This window comes from Yeosuana aromativorans, assembly GCF_014646655.1.
Classification (GTDB): domain Bacteria; phylum Bacteroidota; class Bacteroidia; order Flavobacteriales; family Flavobacteriaceae; genus Yeosuana; species Yeosuana aromativorans.
Genome location: NZ_BMNR01000001.1, coordinates 746,393 through 760,188 on the forward strand (window position 1 = coordinate 746,393; position 13,796 = coordinate 760,188).

Annotated in this window: 16 protein-coding genes; 10 read left to right on the forward strand and 6 right to left on the reverse strand. The window is 36.7% G+C overall.

The features are described from left to right. Positions 1 to 116: 116 nt before the first annotated feature. From IEW94_RS03035 to IEW94_RS03050, 3 genes are all read left to right on the forward strand, one after another. Positions 117 to 1,442 carry an MATE family efflux transporter gene (locus tag IEW94_RS03035; RefSeq protein ID WP_188649828.1) on the forward strand — a complete coding sequence of 442 codons (1,326 nt, stop codon included), beginning with the start codon at positions 117 to 119 and terminating at the stop codon, positions 1,440 to 1,442. 335 nt (positions 1,443 to 1,777) lie between these two features. Continuing rightward, the gene (locus tag IEW94_RS03045) at positions 1,778 to 2,230 is read left to right on the forward strand and encodes a 6-pyruvoyl trahydropterin synthase family protein (RefSeq protein WP_188649831.1); all 453 of its coding nucleotides are present in this window, start codon (positions 1,778 to 1,780) and stop codon (positions 2,228 to 2,230) included. 10 nt (positions 2,231 to 2,240) lie between these two features. Next, entirely contained in the window at positions 2,241 to 2,993 is a 753-nt protein-coding gene (locus IEW94_RS03050; RefSeq protein ID WP_188649984.1) for a UDP-2,3-diacylglucosamine diphosphatase, read from the forward strand. On the opposite strand, the gene IEW94_RS03055 is transcribed toward IEW94_RS03050, so the two are convergent. Genes IEW94_RS03055 through IEW94_RS03065 form a run of 3 tightly spaced genes read right to left on the reverse strand, consistent with a single transcriptional unit; the run spans position 2,990 to position 6,405 of the window. Continuing rightward, positions 2,990 to 4,258, reverse strand: coding sequence for an MFS transporter (locus IEW94_RS03055; RefSeq protein WP_188649833.1), 1,269 nt, complete (start codon positions 4,256 to 4,258; stop codon positions 2,990 to 2,992). The two genes, IEW94_RS03050 and IEW94_RS03055, sit on opposite strands and share 4 nt — an antisense overlap. Further along, positions 4,251 to 5,960, reverse strand: coding sequence for a single-stranded-DNA-specific exonuclease RecJ (recJ, locus tag IEW94_RS03060; protein WP_188649836.1), 1,710 nt, complete (start codon positions 5,958 to 5,960; stop codon positions 4,251 to 4,253). The genes IEW94_RS03055 and recJ overlap by 8 nt, the downstream gene beginning before the upstream one ends. 22 nt (positions 5,961 to 5,982) lie before the next feature. Then, positions 5,983 to 6,405, reverse strand: a complete 423-nt coding sequence (locus IEW94_RS03065; RefSeq protein ID WP_188649838.1) for an OsmC family protein — start codon at positions 6,403 to 6,405, stop codon at positions 5,983 to 5,985. Positions 6,406 to 6,469: 64 nt separating this feature from the next. Here IEW94_RS03065 and IEW94_RS03070 point away from each other — a divergent pair, with 64 nt between their 5' ends. Both IEW94_RS03070 and IEW94_RS03075 read left to right on the forward strand, forming a co-directional pair. Further along, positions 6,470 to 7,060 (forward strand): carboxymuconolactone decarboxylase family protein, encoded by a 591-nt coding sequence (locus IEW94_RS03070; RefSeq protein WP_188649840.1) that lies wholly within the window; start codon positions 6,470 to 6,472, stop codon positions 7,058 to 7,060. Positions 7,061 to 7,072: 12 nt separating this feature from the next. Further along, positions 7,073 to 7,855, forward strand: coding sequence for a toxin-antitoxin system YwqK family antitoxin (locus IEW94_RS03075; protein ID WP_188649842.1), 783 nt, complete (start codon positions 7,073 to 7,075; stop codon positions 7,853 to 7,855). 4 nt (positions 7,856 to 7,859) lie between these two features. Here IEW94_RS03075 and IEW94_RS03080 read toward each other — a convergent pair whose 3' ends face one another. The 3 genes from IEW94_RS03080 to IEW94_RS03090 are packed head-to-tail and all read right to left on the reverse strand — an operon-like array spanning position 7,860 to position 9,839. Next, entirely contained in the window at positions 7,860 to 8,429 is a 570-nt protein-coding gene (locus IEW94_RS03080; RefSeq protein WP_188649844.1) for a uracil-DNA glycosylase family protein, read from the reverse strand. 1 nt (position 8,430) lies between these two features. Continuing rightward, entirely contained in the window at positions 8,431 to 9,105 is a 675-nt protein-coding gene (gene rsmI / locus IEW94_RS03085; RefSeq protein ID WP_188649846.1) for a 16S rRNA (cytidine(1402)-2'-O)-methyltransferase, read from the reverse strand. Beyond that, the gene (locus IEW94_RS03090; protein ID WP_188649847.1) at positions 9,102 to 9,839 is read right to left on the reverse strand and encodes a DUF8457 domain-containing protein; all 738 of its coding nucleotides are present in this window, start codon (positions 9,837 to 9,839) and stop codon (positions 9,102 to 9,104) included. The genes rsmI and IEW94_RS03090 overlap by 4 nt, the downstream gene beginning before the upstream one ends. Before the next feature lie 106 nt (positions 9,840 to 9,945). Between IEW94_RS03090 and IEW94_RS03095 the strand changes: the two genes are divergently transcribed. From IEW94_RS03095 to IEW94_RS03115, 5 genes are all read left to right on the forward strand, one after another. After that, complete coding sequence (locus IEW94_RS03095) at positions 9,946 to 10,593, forward strand: thymidine kinase (protein WP_188649849.1); 648 nt, start codon at positions 9,946 to 9,948, stop codon at positions 10,591 to 10,593. Beyond that, positions 10,586 to 11,692 (forward strand): alanine racemase, encoded by a 1,107-nt coding sequence (alr, locus tag IEW94_RS03100; protein ID WP_188649851.1) that lies wholly within the window; start codon positions 10,586 to 10,588, stop codon positions 11,690 to 11,692. Before IEW94_RS03095 ends, alr begins: the two co-directional genes overlap by 8 nt. 63 nt (positions 11,693 to 11,755) lie before the next feature. After that, on the forward strand, positions 11,756 to 12,157 hold the full coding sequence (mscL, locus tag IEW94_RS03105) for a large conductance mechanosensitive channel protein MscL (RefSeq protein ID WP_188649853.1): 402 nt from the start codon (positions 11,756 to 11,758) through the stop codon (positions 12,155 to 12,157). 134 nt (positions 12,158 to 12,291) lie between these two features. Continuing rightward, a complete protein-coding gene (locus IEW94_RS03110) occupies positions 12,292 to 13,281 on the forward strand; it encodes an aspartate-semialdehyde dehydrogenase (protein WP_188649855.1) in 990 nt (329 codons plus the stop codon). An 18-nt stretch (positions 13,282 to 13,299) separates the two neighbouring features. Continuing rightward, positions 13,300 to 13,740, forward strand: a complete 441-nt coding sequence (locus tag IEW94_RS03115; protein WP_188649857.1) for a hypothetical protein — start codon at positions 13,300 to 13,302, stop codon at positions 13,738 to 13,740. The last annotated feature ends 56 nt before the right edge of the window (positions 13,741 to 13,796 follow it).

A 13,796-nucleotide genomic window follows, 5' to 3' on the forward strand; every position in this document is an offset into this window, starting at 1 on the left:
GATTCGCTTAAAAAATAAAAAGAAGCAAAAGTTTTCCGATCTTTGAAACTAAAGATGTAAGGCTATAATTTCAAAAATAAAGTGAACATGCTTTTATTGTCTCTTGAAGGAATCTTGTGAATTCAGATATTAGCTTCAAACATATAAACAAGCTAGCTATTCCGGCTTTAATTTCCGGAATATCGGAACCTATACTATCGTTAACTGATGCCGCAATCGTTGGGAACATACCTGTTCATGCTACAGAATCTTTGGCTGCTGTTGGAATAGTAAGTACGTTTTTGTCCATGCTTATTTGGGTATTGGGGCAGACCCGCAGTGCTATTTCGTCTATCGTTTCACAATATTTGGGTGCCAATCAATTAGAAAAAATAAAAAATCTTCCTGCCCAGGCCATTTTTATAATAACCTCTATCAGTGTTTTCATCATTCTGTTTACCTATCCTTTTGCGAGGTCCATTTTTAAACTTTATAATGCTTCTAACTTAATTTTAGACTACAGTGTTTTATACTACAAGATCCGTGTGTTCGGGTTTCCATTCACACTTTTTACCATAGCTGTTTTTGGTGCTTTTAGAGGATTGCAAAACACTTTTTACCCAATGGTCATAGCCATTTTAGGTGCTTTAATAAACATTGTTTTGGATATTGTTTTGGTTTATGGCATTCATGGTCTTATTGAGCCTATGAATATTGAAGGAGCCGCTTATGCCAGTGTCATTTCCCAATTAATCATGGCCTTGTGCGCTGCCTATTTTTTACTTAAAAAAACCGTAATTCCGTTAAAGGTTAGCTTTCCTTTTAATACAGAAATCAAGCGCTTTGTTTTAATGATTTTAAATCTTTTTGTTAGAACTGTCGCATTAAATGTTACCTTATATTTTGCAAGTGCATTTGCCACAAGTTATGGTGCCGAATACATTGCGGCATATACCATAGCCATTAATTTGTGGTTTTTGGGTGCTTTTATTATCGATGGTTATGCCAGTGCCGGAAATATTTTATCTGGTAAATTTTTGGGAGCTCAAGCATACCAACTGCTAATCCAACTAAGCAATCAGCTCATTAAATACGGAATCATTGTTGGCATTATTACGGCTGTCATTGGAGCGGTTTTTTATGTTCCTATTGGACATATTTTTACTTCAGACCCCAAAGTGCTCACCGTTTTTTACAATGTTTTTTGGATTGTCTTGCTCATGCAACCCCTTTGTGCCCTAGCCTTTATTTTTGATGGCATGTTTAAAGGAATGGGTAAAATGAAATATCTAAGAAACGTCTTATTGTTTTCAACATTTATGGTGTTTGTCCCTCTATTGTTTTGGTTAGATTCACTCCATTACAAACTTTACGCTATTTTTATAGCGTTAACCGTTTGGATACTTGCAAGAGGCGTTCCTTTAATAATAAAATTTAGGCGCCTATTTTTACCTCTTATTTAAAACACCTAACTTTGAATTTAATTTTTTAATTTAAAATGTTGTTAACCGCTCTAATACAAGACATTAATATTGAAGAAAAAATTAAAACTGCACCTGATTCCAATTATGAAATAGGTGTTTTTATTGGCTCCATGCTGCCTTTTGTTGTATTGGTGGCTCTGGCTTATTTACTATACAGATATAACAAAAAAAGACTAAATAAAGACTCATGAATATTTTAAGATTTTTTAGCGGAAATGGCTTATTTCTTTTATTGGGCTTAGTACTAATAATAATCTATTTTGTAAACAGAAGAAAAAGAAGATAGTATCTTTGCACTGTAAATAATTTTACTAATGAGCAATATTCGCATCACAAAACAATTTTCTTTTGAAACAGGCCATGCCCTTTACGGATATGATGGTAAGTGTAAAAATGTACACGGCCATAGCTATAAATTATCAGTTACCGTTATAGGAAAACCAATTACTGATAATACTAATGTAAAATTTGGGATGGTCATAGATTTTGGTGATTTAAAAAAAATAGTGAAAGAGGAAATTGTAAATGTGTTTGATCACGCTACGGTATTCAACAAAAACACACCACACGTTGAACTGGCCAAAGAACTGGAAGATCGTGGCCATAATGTGTTGCTTGTTGATTACCAACCAACCAGTGAGATGATGGTTATTGATTTTTCTAAAAAAATAAAAAGTCGTTTACCAAATCACATCAAGCTCCATTCTTTAAAACTACAAGAAACCGATACCTCTTTTGCAGAATGGTACGCCAGTGATAATGACTGATCCAAACCACATATCCATACCAAAAGGAGGAAAAATTTATTTTGCCTCAGATAACCATTTAGGGGCGCCAACCAACGAAGACTCGTTACCTCGCGAAAAAAAATTTGTAACTTGGTTAGATGACGTAAAAAAAGATGCTGCTGCTATTTTTTTATTAGGCGACTTGTTTGATTTCTGGTTTGAATACAAAACGGTCGTCCCAAAAGGTTTTACCCGTACACTTGGTAAATTAGCTGAAATATCAGATGCCGGAATACCCATTTATTACTTTGTTGGCAACCATGATTTATGGATGGCTAATTATTTTAACAAGGAGTTGAATATTCCTGTGTTTCACAGACCACAAGAGTTTACACTTAACAACAAAACGTTTTTTATTGGCCATGGTGATGGCTTAGGTCCCGGTGATAAAGGTTACAAACGCATGAAAAAAGTGTTTACCAATCCATTTTTTAAATGGTTGTTTAGGTGGTTGCACCCTGATATTGGCGTTCGTATTGCACAGTATTTATCGGTAAAAAACAAATTGATTTCTGGTGAAGAAGATGCTCAGTTTCTTGGTGAAGACAATGAATGGTTGGCACTGTACAGCAAGAAAAAATTAGCCGAAAAACACCGTGATTATTTTGTGTTTGGCCACAGACATTTGCCTTTGGAAATTCAACTCAACAAAACCTCAAAATACATTAATCTTGGTGATTGGATAACACATTACACCTATGGCGTTTTTGATGGAGAAACCTTTGAGTTAAAAACGTATTAGTCTTCTTTTTCGTGTTCCTCAATATCTTTGGTGAGGTCTAATCGTCTAAATGATGGAGATACCAATCCTGTTGTGACCACGGTAATCAAGGTCATAGTTCCGCCAAAAACCACCGCCGTTACCGTTCCCATAAGTTTAGCTGTTAAACCACTTTCAAATGCTCCCAATTCATTGGAAGAGCCAACAAACATAGAATTTACTGATGCTACACGACCACGCATATTATCGGGTGTTTTTATTTGCAGAATGGTTTGCCGTATCACCATGGAAACGCCATCGGTAACCCCACTAAAGAATAATGCTAAAACGGAAACCCAAAAAATGGATGACAATCCAAAAACAATAATACAAACCCCAAATCCAAAAATAGCGCCCAACAGTTTCATACCCGCATGTTTGCTGATGGGCAAATAGGCCGTAACCAACATGGTCAAGAATGCACCTACTGCTGGTGCCGCCCGTAATACACCAAATCCTTCTGAGCCAACTTTTAAAATATCCTGCGCAAACACTGGCAACAAAGCCACGGCTCCTCCAAACAAAACGGCAATCATATCCAACGTCAATGCACCTAAAATAGCTTTCGTTTTAAATACAAACCGAACACCTTCCTTTAAACTTTGAATAACGGGCTCTCCCAATTTCGGATTTAATATGGGCTTTCGTTTTATTTGAAGCGTTATGAAAAGCGACAGAACCACCAATCCAAAAATGATACAGAGCGACCAGTGTACGCCTATCCAACTAATAGAAAACCCCGCAAATGCTGGACCCAAAACCGATGCCATTTGCCAAGTAGAACTGTTCCAAGTAGCGGCATTGGCGTATAATTTTTTGGGAACAATCAGTGCTATAAGCGAAAAGATGGTCGGACCAAAAAAGGATCGTAAAAAGCCTCCGAAAAATACCAAGGCATATATGGCGTACAAAATGGATTTGGTTGACCAACCTGACGTCACCTTGTTCCACGTTAGCAAAAACAATCCGAAACTAATCAGTGAAAACGCAGCGATACACATTGCCAAAAGATTTCGTTTTTCCTTTTGATCTACAATATGCCCAGCAAACAAAGCCATAGTAAAGGCTGGAATGATTTCCATGAGGCCAATAACGCCAAGTGATAGTGGGTCTTTAGTAAGGCTATAGACTTCCCATTCAATGACAATAAATTGCATGGACCATCCAAATACCAGGACAAACCGCAATAATAAAAAAATGTTGAATTCCTTGATTCTTAAGGCAGCATAGGGGTCGTTATTAGCCATCAATTTCGTTTATATCTTTTATGTCCCTTAATTTTAATTGCAAACTTACGTTGCCCTGCCATTCGTTTTCATCAATGGAATAGACCGCTTTAAATGGTTTTTTATCAGAAATTATATCATATTTATCGCCCATACCAAAACCTATGGCTACTAAGCTGTTTGACTGCGGTTGTTTGACCGTTATTCGTAAATGGGTTTTATCCTCTCCAACACATTTACCATAGCCTGTGTCCTGCAAATGATCCGTCATAAAAACAGGTGTCATGTTTTGGGGTCCAAAAGGGGCAAATTGTTTAAGAATTCTATAAAATTTTGGTGTTATATCTTTTAAATCAATTTGGGCATCAATCTTAATTTCAGGAACCAATAATGATCTATCAATGGTTTTGGAAACTTCATCTTCAAAAGCTTGCTTAAAGGCTTGATAATTTTCTTCTTTTAGGGTCAATCCAGCCGCATATTTGTGTCCGCCAAACTGTTCAATGTGCTCACTGCAAGCCTCCAAAACATTATAAATATCAAAATCCCTTACAGAACGGGCTGATGCCGCTAGCTTGTTGCCGCTTTTGGTAAATACCAATGTTGGTCTGTAATACGTTTCCGTTAATCTGGAAGCGACTATCCCTATAACGCCTTTGTGCCAATCTTCTTGATACACAACTGTGGTAAGATTATGTTCCTCTTTATTTTCTATGATTTGATTTAAGGCCTCTTCGGTTATGCGTTTATCTTCTTCGCGCCTATCCGAATTATAATCATCAATCTCTTTGGCATGCAGCAGCGCTTTTTCATAGTCTGTTTCAACCAACAAAGTTACCGCATAATTGCCATGTTTCATACGCCCTGCGGCATTGATTCTGGGCGCCACAATAAAAACCACATCGGTTATGGTCAGTTCTGTTTTATGGACTTGCTCTAGTATAGCTTTGATACCTGGTCTTGGGTTGCTGTTGATAACCTGCAATCCAAAATAAGCCAGCACCCTGTTTTCACCATTAATAGGAACTATATCGGCGCCAATAGCCGTAGCAACCAAATCAAGATACGCAACTAAATCTTCAACTGTTTGTCCATCTTTGGAAGCTAGCGCTTGAATCAGTTTAAACCCAACACCACAGCCGCATAATTCTTCATAAGGGTAGTTACAATCGTCTTGTTTGGGGTCTAAAACAGCGATTGCATTGGGTACCTCACTACCCGGTCTATGATGGTCACAAATAATAAAATCGATGCCTTGTTCTTTTGCATAGGCCACTTTTTCAACAGCCTTTATACCACAATCCAAAGCAATAATAAGCGTGAAGTCATTTTCTAAAGCAAAATTGATGCCTTTGAGTGAAATACCATAACCTTCATCATATCTGTTTGGAATATAGGTGTAAACCAGAGGGTATTTGGTTTTTAAGTATGAAGCTATTAATGCAACAGAAGTAGTTCCATCTACATCATAATCACCATACACCAAAATATTTTCATGATTGGCAATGGCTTGTTCAATGCGAGCAACGGCCTTGTCCATATCTTTCATCAAGAACGGATTGTGTAAATCATTTAAACTCGGCCTAAAAAATTTTTTGGCTTCATCAAACGTTTCAATGCCTCGTTCTAAAAGCAAGGTTGCCACAACAGGATCTACTTGAAGGGCGTTTTGTAAGGCTTCAATTTTTGATGAATCGGGTTGTTGCTTAAGTGTCCAGCGCATGAAACATGTAGTTTTTAAGAACTTATTTTTTGTGAAAATAGGTCTCTACTTTTAAATCGGCAAACTGGCGGAACATTTCCATAACACCGCAGTATTTTTCAACTGATAAGTCAACGGCTTTTTGAAGTTTACTTTCTTTGAGGTCTGACCCAAAAAAATGAAACGCCATGGTTACCTTATCATAATATTTTGGGTGTTCTTCTGTAAGATTGGCATCTATTTCAATTTTAAAATCGTCAACTTGTAACTTCATTTTCTTGATGAGCGATGCTACATCCAACCCTGAACAACCCGCTAATGCTGATAACATCAAGGCTTTGGGGCGATAGCCTTCACCGTTTCCATCGTTTTCTGGTCCGGCATCAATAAACAAATTATGCCCAGATGGATTGGTGCTTTCAAACTTCATGTTGCCCAACCAAGTAGTTGTGATATGAATTGCCATTTCTTTGATTTTTTTGTTACTTGTAAGTTCAAAAATACATATAAATTCACAAAAAAAGCATCCTATGCCATTAGTTAATCCGCTTTCTGCAGACCACGATTTAGAAACCAAGCGCCTTGCAGAATTTTTTAATGAAACCTTGGGCTTTTGTCCAAACTCGGTTTTGACCATGCAACACAGACCCGCCATAAGTAAGGCCTTTATTAATTTAAACAAAGCGGTGATGGCCAATGAAGGCAAGGTAACTTCAGCCTTAAAACGCATGATTGCCTGGGTAAGCAGCAATGCTTCTGGATGCCGGTATTGTCAGGCACATGCCATACGAGCGGCCGAACGTTATGGTGCTGAACAAGAACAGTTAGATAACATTTGGGAGTACAGAACGCACCCTGCTTTTAACGAAGCCGAACGCGCTGCACTGGACTTTAGTTTGGCCGCATCACAAATACCCAACGCTGTGGATGAGTCTATTAAAAAAAGATTATATGAGTATTGGGATGAAGGAGACATTGTTGAAATGCTAGGCGTTATTTCATTATTTGGTTATTTAAACCGATGGAACGATAGCATGGGAACGTCTATTGAAGAAGGCGCTGTTGAAAGTGGCACCAAATACTTGGGAAAGCATGGTTGGAACAAAGGGAAGCATATTTAAACTCAAACTATTATGAAATCTATTTTAAAAATACCATCTGTAGCCCTCCTCTTTCTTGCGCTCATCTTTCTAATAAGTTGTAAAGAAGAAAAGAAATCGTCTGGTTTTACTCTAATAGAAAGGAATTCATATTTTATGGACTCTTATAACGGTATCATTGTTTATCGTGATAATGAAACCAAAAAACCAATGGATGGCTACTTTATTGTTGGTAATAAATACTCTAAATGGGAAGAATTTAATTTAAAAAATGGTGTTTTGAATGGTGATGATATTGTGTTCCGTGATAATGGAGAAATGTATACCCATTCAACCTATGTAAGAGGGAAACTTCATGGTGAAGAAAAAAAATATTATCCATCTGGAAAGCTTCAAAGTGTTGACACCTACAATAACGGCATTCAATATGGAAAAAGTAAAGACTATTATGAAAGCGGCCAATTAAGAACAGAATCAAAAATTGAAAATGAAACAGTCGTTGAGTCTATAACGTATGATATTATTGGAAATATAATTTCACAAATGTTTATAGATGACGGCAGAAAGATAACACAGTACATTAAAAATGGGAAACTGTTTTCTGAAGATATATCATCAACCTATGATAATTTTGAGGCCAAGAAATTTTATAATAGGGATGGCAGTTTAAAAATTTATCTACAAATGCTGGATGATCAAGATGATAACCATTTTTTGATAGAACTTGATGAAAATGGCGATGAAATAAAACGAATTGATGTTAAAGCAAACCCTCAAGAGTTTTTAAAATACAGGCAGTATTTTGTAGATATGTGATTTTTTATAATAACTCTCCAACTCTATTTCTTAACTCTGGTAGCACCTCAACTTCAAACCACGGGTTTTTGGTTAACCAAAATCGATTTCTTGGTGATGGGTGTGGTAATGGTAAATATTTAGGTAAATAAGCTTGGTAGTTTTTAACGGTTTCGGTTAATGTTTTCATGGCCTCTTTTCCCAAATAATAATTTTGTGCATACATACCAATTAAAATAACCAACTCAATATTCGGCATTTTTTCAAGTAACACATTATGCCATTGCGTAGCACATTCTGGTCGTGGTGGTAAATCGCCCGTTTTTCCTTTTCCAGGATAACAAAAACCCATAGGAACTATTGCAAACTTAGTTTCATCATAAAAAACATCCTCAGAAACATTTAACCAGCTTCGAAGCTGTTTTCCACTTGCGTCATCCCAAGGAATACCAGACGCATGCACTTTAGTTCCTGGAGCTTGACCAATGATTACAATTTTAGCATCTGGATGAGCCGTAACAATTGGTCTTGCTCCAAAAGGTAAGTATTTCTCACAGATTGTGCATTGCTTTATGTTATGCAATACATCTTTCATTTTACTGTTTTTTTCCTCCAACCACAATCACAATTTCGCCTTTAGGTGGTTTGTTGGTGTAATGCTCTAAAACTTCTTTGGCCGTTCCGCGAATGGTTTCTTCATAGAGTTTGGTCAGCTCTCTGGACACAGAAACGGGTCTGTCTTCTCCAAAATACTCACAAAAATGGGTTAACGTTTTAATCAATTTATGTGGTGATTCATAGAAAATAATGGTTCTGGTTTCTTCAGCCAGTAGCAATAATCGTGTTTGGCGACCTTTTTTAACGGGCAAGAATCCTTCAAATACAAACTTATCATTGGGCAAACCAGAATTTACCAAAGCTGGTACAAAGGCCGTTGCTCCTGGTAAACAATCCACTTCAATACCATGTTCAATACAAGCACGCACCAATAAAAATCCAGGGTCTGAAATGGCTGGTGTTCCGGCATCGCTAATTAATGCCACACTTGTACCGCTCTGAATTTTTTGAATGAGATTTCCAACGGTTTTATGTTCATTATGCATATGATGGGATTGCATGTGGGTGGTAATCTCAAAGTGCTTTAACAATTTCCCTGAGGTACGGGTGTCTTCAGCAAGGATTAAATCCACGTCCTTTAAAACGGCAATGGCCCTAAAGGTCATATCGTTTAAATTCCCAATAGGTGTAGGAACAATATAAAGTTTGCTCATGAATTAAATTTGCTTTCAATGATTTCCATGAAGCGCTCTTCAACCTCTTCTTTTCCAATCCAATTGTTGTAGTCTGGTTTCACTATTTTTTGGATGAGCTTGCTGGCCTCAATAAAACTACTGGATGTGTTTATCTGGGAAATAACGCGTTCGTAATCTTCAGTTCTACCATCAAACAAATGCTTAATAAACGCTAACTTATCATTTAATCCAATATTTAAAGTGTTGGCTTTAAACTTATCGTTGAGTGATTTTTGCTTGTTTGACTCTACTTTGCTGGCACCAACAACAGGCTCAAAATCAGGCAAGTTTTCAAAACCAGCCGTTAAATCTTCCAAATGCTCACTGCGACTGCTTTTCTGCGTATTGGCAATATGCGTAAAGGTATCTTCTTCTTTGGGCATGTGCTCAACCATGTCCCTGATGGTTTTCATACCCGGTTCCATAATGGTATCGTCTTCAACCTCATCAAGATTGATATAGATTTTATCTTCAACTTCTATGGTATCACTTAACGTGTTATTAAAAGCATTATCCAGCATGCCAAAAAATGACGAATCATTTCCAATGGACGGAAAGTCTTCTTCCTGATTTTCATGGGCAAATTTTAGCACCGATAATTTTTCAAAAAGAACGGATACTTCAGCATGCATTTTTATAACATCTTCCTTGCCTTTTAATTGAAGAATTCTGTGGGCTATACTCATCAATTCACTTTCCAGCTTCTTCTTCATTTTTTTTAATTTTTAGAATTATAGTTATTGGGCTTTTATTTTTAATAAATTTACGCCACCTTTATACAAACGAATAATCGATTTGTTTTAGTGTTAAAATTACAAAATGTTTCTCGAAAATACCGTAAATCATAAAGAACAATTTGGATGGATTGAAGTCATCTGTGGCTCTATGTTTTCAGGAAAAACTGAAGAACTGATACGCAGGCTTAAGCGTGCCCAGTTTGCCAGGCAAAAAGTAGAGATTTTTAAGCCTACCATTGATGTGCGCTATGATGAAAATATGGTGGTCTCACATGACGCCAATGAAATTCGTTCAACACCTGTTCCAGCAGCTGCTAATATTCCTATTTTGGCAGATGGTTGTGATGTGGTTGGTATTGATGAAGCCCAGTTTTTTGATGATGAAATTGTACGGGTTTGTAACGACTTAGCCAATAAAGGCGTCCGTGTAATTGTAGCAGGTTTGGATATGGATTTTAAAGGAAACCCTTTTGGCCCCATGCCACATTTAATGGCAACGGCCGAATATGTTACCAAAGTGCATGCTGTGTGTACCAGAACTGGTAATTTGGCACAATACAGTTATAGAAAATCAAAAAATGACAACTTGGTTCTTTTAGGTGAAGTTGATGAGTACGAACCATTGAGCAGAGCGGCTTATTACAAGGCCATGATGCGGGATAAAGTGAGAAACATGAAAGTCAACGACCCTGAAGAAGTCATTTCAAAACCTAAAAATACGGATGCCTAAAGCTCAAGAAACCATCCTTGAAATTGATTTAAAAGCACTTAAACATAATTTTGAGTATCTAAAATCACAAACCAAACCAGGTACTAAATTGTTAGCCGTTGTCAAGGCTTTTGCGTACGGCAGTGATGCCAATGAAATTGCCAACTATCTACAAGAACTTGGTGTTGATTATTTTGCGGTTGCCTACATACATGAAGGTATAGCGTTACGACAAGCTGGTATTACCAAACCTATTTTGGTGCTACATCCACAGGCGGTTAATTTTAAACTATTGATAGACCATTGTCTGGAACCCAGTATTTACAGTACCAAGATTTTAAATGAGTTTATTGAAATAGCCACAAAAGAAAAGCAAACGCACTACCCGGTTCATATTAAGTTCAACACGGGTTTAAACCGGCTTGGGTTTGCTGAAAACAACGTTGATTACTTGATTTCTAAATTAAAAGAAACAACGTCAATAAAAGTAGCGTCAATCTTTTCACATTTAGCTGCCAGTGAAGATTTAACCGAAAAAGCATTTACTTTAAACCAAATACAATCGTTTAAAAACATTTCAGAAGACTTCATCCCAATGTTAGGATATAAACCCATCCTGCATATATGCAATACATCGGGTATATTAAATTATCCCGAAGCTCATTTTGATATGATACGTACCGGCATTGGTTTGTATGGTTTTGGAAATTCAGAAAAAGAAAACAAACACTTTAAACCCATCGCAACTCTAAAAACCATTATTTCACAAATTCATACCATTGAAAAAGGTCAGTCTATCGGCTACAACAGAGCCTACAAAAGTGATGCTCAAATGAAAACGGCCACACTCCCAATTGGTCATGCTGATGGCATAGGCAGACAATATGGCAAAGGAAAAGGGTTTGTAACCATTCATGGGCAACGGGCACCAATTATTGGCAATGTTTGTATGGACATGATTATGGTTAACATTACCAATATTGATTGCAAAGAAGGGGATGAGGTCATTGTCTTTGGTCCAGATTCTACTGCTGAACAGTTGGCAGAACAAGTCCATACCATTTCTTACGAACTCATAACAGCTATTTCACAACGCGTTAAACGGGTCTTTTTAAAATAAAAAATCCATTTCATTACAAATTTTTAACTATTTTAGATTTCACTAACTAAAAATTTAATAAACATGTTAAAAGAATTTAAAGACTTTGCAATGAAAGGCAACCTTGTAGACATTGCGGTTGCTTTTGTTATGGGTGCTGCCTTTAATAAGGTAGTTACTTCTTTCACAGGAGGTATTGTTTCTCCATTGGTTGGATTGATTTTCAAATCGGATTTTAATGATTTAAAGTATGTCATAACACCGGGCACTCTAGATGATGCTGGAAATATGACAGGAGAAATTGCTGTTCTTTATGGTAGCTTTATAACCAGCCTAATAGATTTTATAATCGTTGCATTTGTCATGTTTATGCTAATAAAAGGCATTAGTAAAATGAAGAAAAAAGAAGAAGCTGCGCCAGCAGCTCCTGCAGGGCCATCTGATAATGATTTATTAAAAGAAATAAGAGATTTGCTTAAAAAATAACAAAATGTTAAATAAATAACTTTGTGTTATTTGTTGTTAAAAAGACCTCGTTTTTTAAAAATGAGGTCTTTTTTTAATTTATAAAATATAATTAATACCTAATTTTGCCTACTGAATTTTTTAAAATAAAACACATGAAAGTAGCTGTTGTTGGTGCAACCGGTATGGTTGGCGAAGTAATGCTAAAAGTACTTGCAGAACGTAATTTTCCAATTACTGAATTATTGTTGGTTGCCTCAGAACGTTCTGTAGGTAAAAAAATGACCTATAAAGACAAGGAATATACCGTTATAGGATTGGCAGATGCCGTTGCGGCCAAACCTGATATTGCTATTTTTTCTGCCGGAGGAAGCACCTCTCTGGAATGGGCTCCCAAATTTGCAGAAGTAGGAACCACAGTTGTTGATAACTCTTCGGCATGGCGAATGGATCCTACAAAAAAATTAGTTGTTCCAGAAATTAATGCCGACGTACTTACAAAAGAAGATAAAATCATTGCCAATCCAAATTGTTCAACCATTCAAATGGTTTTGGCCTTGTCACCGCTTCATAAAAAATATAAAATGAAACGTGTTGTGGTTTCAACCTATCAATCTGTTTCTGGTACTGGAGTCAAAGCCGTTAAACAATTGGAAAATGAAATTGCTGGTATTGAAGGCGAAATGGCCTATCCATATCCTATTGGTAGAAATGCTTTGCCACATTGCGACGTGTTTGAAGAGAACGGTTACACCAAAGAAGAAATGAAGTTAGCAAGAGAGCCTCAAAAAATATTCAACGACAAGTCGTTTTCAGTAACGGCTACAGCCGTTCGTATTCCGACTTCTGGTGGGCATTCAGAATCCGTAAATGTAGAATTTGAAAATGATTTTGAGTTGGCTGAAGTTCGTCAACTGCTTAGCGAAACACCTGGGGTAGTCGTACAAGACAATACGGCTACAAACACGTATCCAATGCCAATTTTTGCGCATGATAAAGATGAAGTTTTTGTTGGTAGGTTAAGACGTGATGAAACCCAACCAAACACCTTGAACATGTGGATTGTAGCTGATAATTTACGAAAAGGTGCTGCTACTAACGCCATTCAAATTGCCGAATATTTGGTAGCAAACAAATTAGTTTAAAATAGTAAACAACAACAAATGAAAGCTTTAAAAGCAATTCTATTATCATTAATTTTAGTGCTCACTGTTTCTTGTGAAAAAAAACCATCACAAGAAGCTCAAGCGTTTAAAAAAGCATTTAAGAATGTCATGACCGTTCATGATGAAGTGATGCCCAAAATGAACGAAATGGGTAAGTTGTCAACTGAGTTAAAGACAAAAGTTGATACTACTGCAGCGGGGAAAACCTATCAAAAAGCATTGGATTCTTTAGGAAATGCCCACACCTTAATGATGACATGGATGGAAGATTTCAGTAATAGATTTCCGTATGCTGAAGACCGTTTAAAAGGAAAATCAACAGAACAAATTCTTGAAGATATTGAAGCACTCAAAAGCGAGAAAAAAAAGGTTGACGCTGTACAAAATGCTGTAAATGGCAGTATTAATAACGCTAAAACTGTTTTGGCTGAAGAATAAGATTTCTTTTAATTAAACTATACTGATATTAAGCTTCTACGTTTTTGTAGGAGCTT

Excerpts from the sequence above, each read along its gene's own strand:
- IEW94_RS03095 (WP_188649849.1), top strand. The coding sequence starts at position 9,946 with ATGTTTCTCGAAAATACCGTAAATCATAAAGAACAATTTGGATGGATT.
- rsmI (WP_188649846.1), bottom strand. The coding sequence starts at position 9,105 with ATGAGCAAACTTTATATTGTTCCTACACCTATTGGGAATTTAAACGAT.
- IEW94_RS03115 (WP_188649857.1), top strand. The coding sequence starts at position 13,300 with ATGAAAGCTTTAAAAGCAATTCTATTATCATTAATTTTAGTGCTCACT.
- IEW94_RS03075 (WP_188649842.1), top strand. The coding sequence starts at position 7,073 with ATGAAATCTATTTTAAAAATACCATCTGTAGCCCTCCTCTTTCTTGCG.
- alr (WP_188649851.1), top strand. The coding sequence starts at position 10,586 with ATGCCTAAAGCTCAAGAAACCATCCTTGAAATTGATTTAAAAGCACTT.
- mscL (WP_188649853.1), top strand. The coding sequence starts at position 11,756 with ATGTTAAAAGAATTTAAAGACTTTGCAATGAAAGGCAACCTTGTAGAC.
- IEW94_RS03065 (WP_188649838.1), bottom strand. The coding sequence starts at position 6,405 with ATGGCAATTCATATCACAACTACTTGGTTGGGCAACATGAAGTTTGAA.
- IEW94_RS03110 (WP_188649855.1), top strand. The coding sequence starts at position 12,292 with ATGAAAGTAGCTGTTGTTGGTGCAACCGGTATGGTTGGCGAAGTAATG.
- IEW94_RS03070 (WP_188649840.1), top strand. The coding sequence starts at position 6,470 with ATGCCATTAGTTAATCCGCTTTCTGCAGACCACGATTTAGAAACCAAG.
- IEW94_RS03080 (WP_188649844.1), bottom strand. The coding sequence starts at position 8,429 with ATGAAAGATGTATTGCATAACATAAAGCAATGCACAATCTGTGAGAAA.
- IEW94_RS03045 (WP_188649831.1), top strand. The coding sequence starts at position 1,778 with ATGAGCAATATTCGCATCACAAAACAATTTTCTTTTGAAACAGGCCAT.
- IEW94_RS03055 (WP_188649833.1), bottom strand. The coding sequence starts at position 4,258 with ATGGCTAATAACGACCCCTATGCTGCCTTAAGAATCAAGGAATTCAAC.
- IEW94_RS03090 (WP_188649847.1), bottom strand. The coding sequence starts at position 9,839 with ATGAAGAAGAAGCTGGAAAGTGAATTGATGAGTATAGCCCACAGAATT.
- recJ (WP_188649836.1), bottom strand. The coding sequence starts at position 5,960 with ATGCGCTGGACACTTAAGCAACAACCCGATTCATCAAAAATTGAAGCC.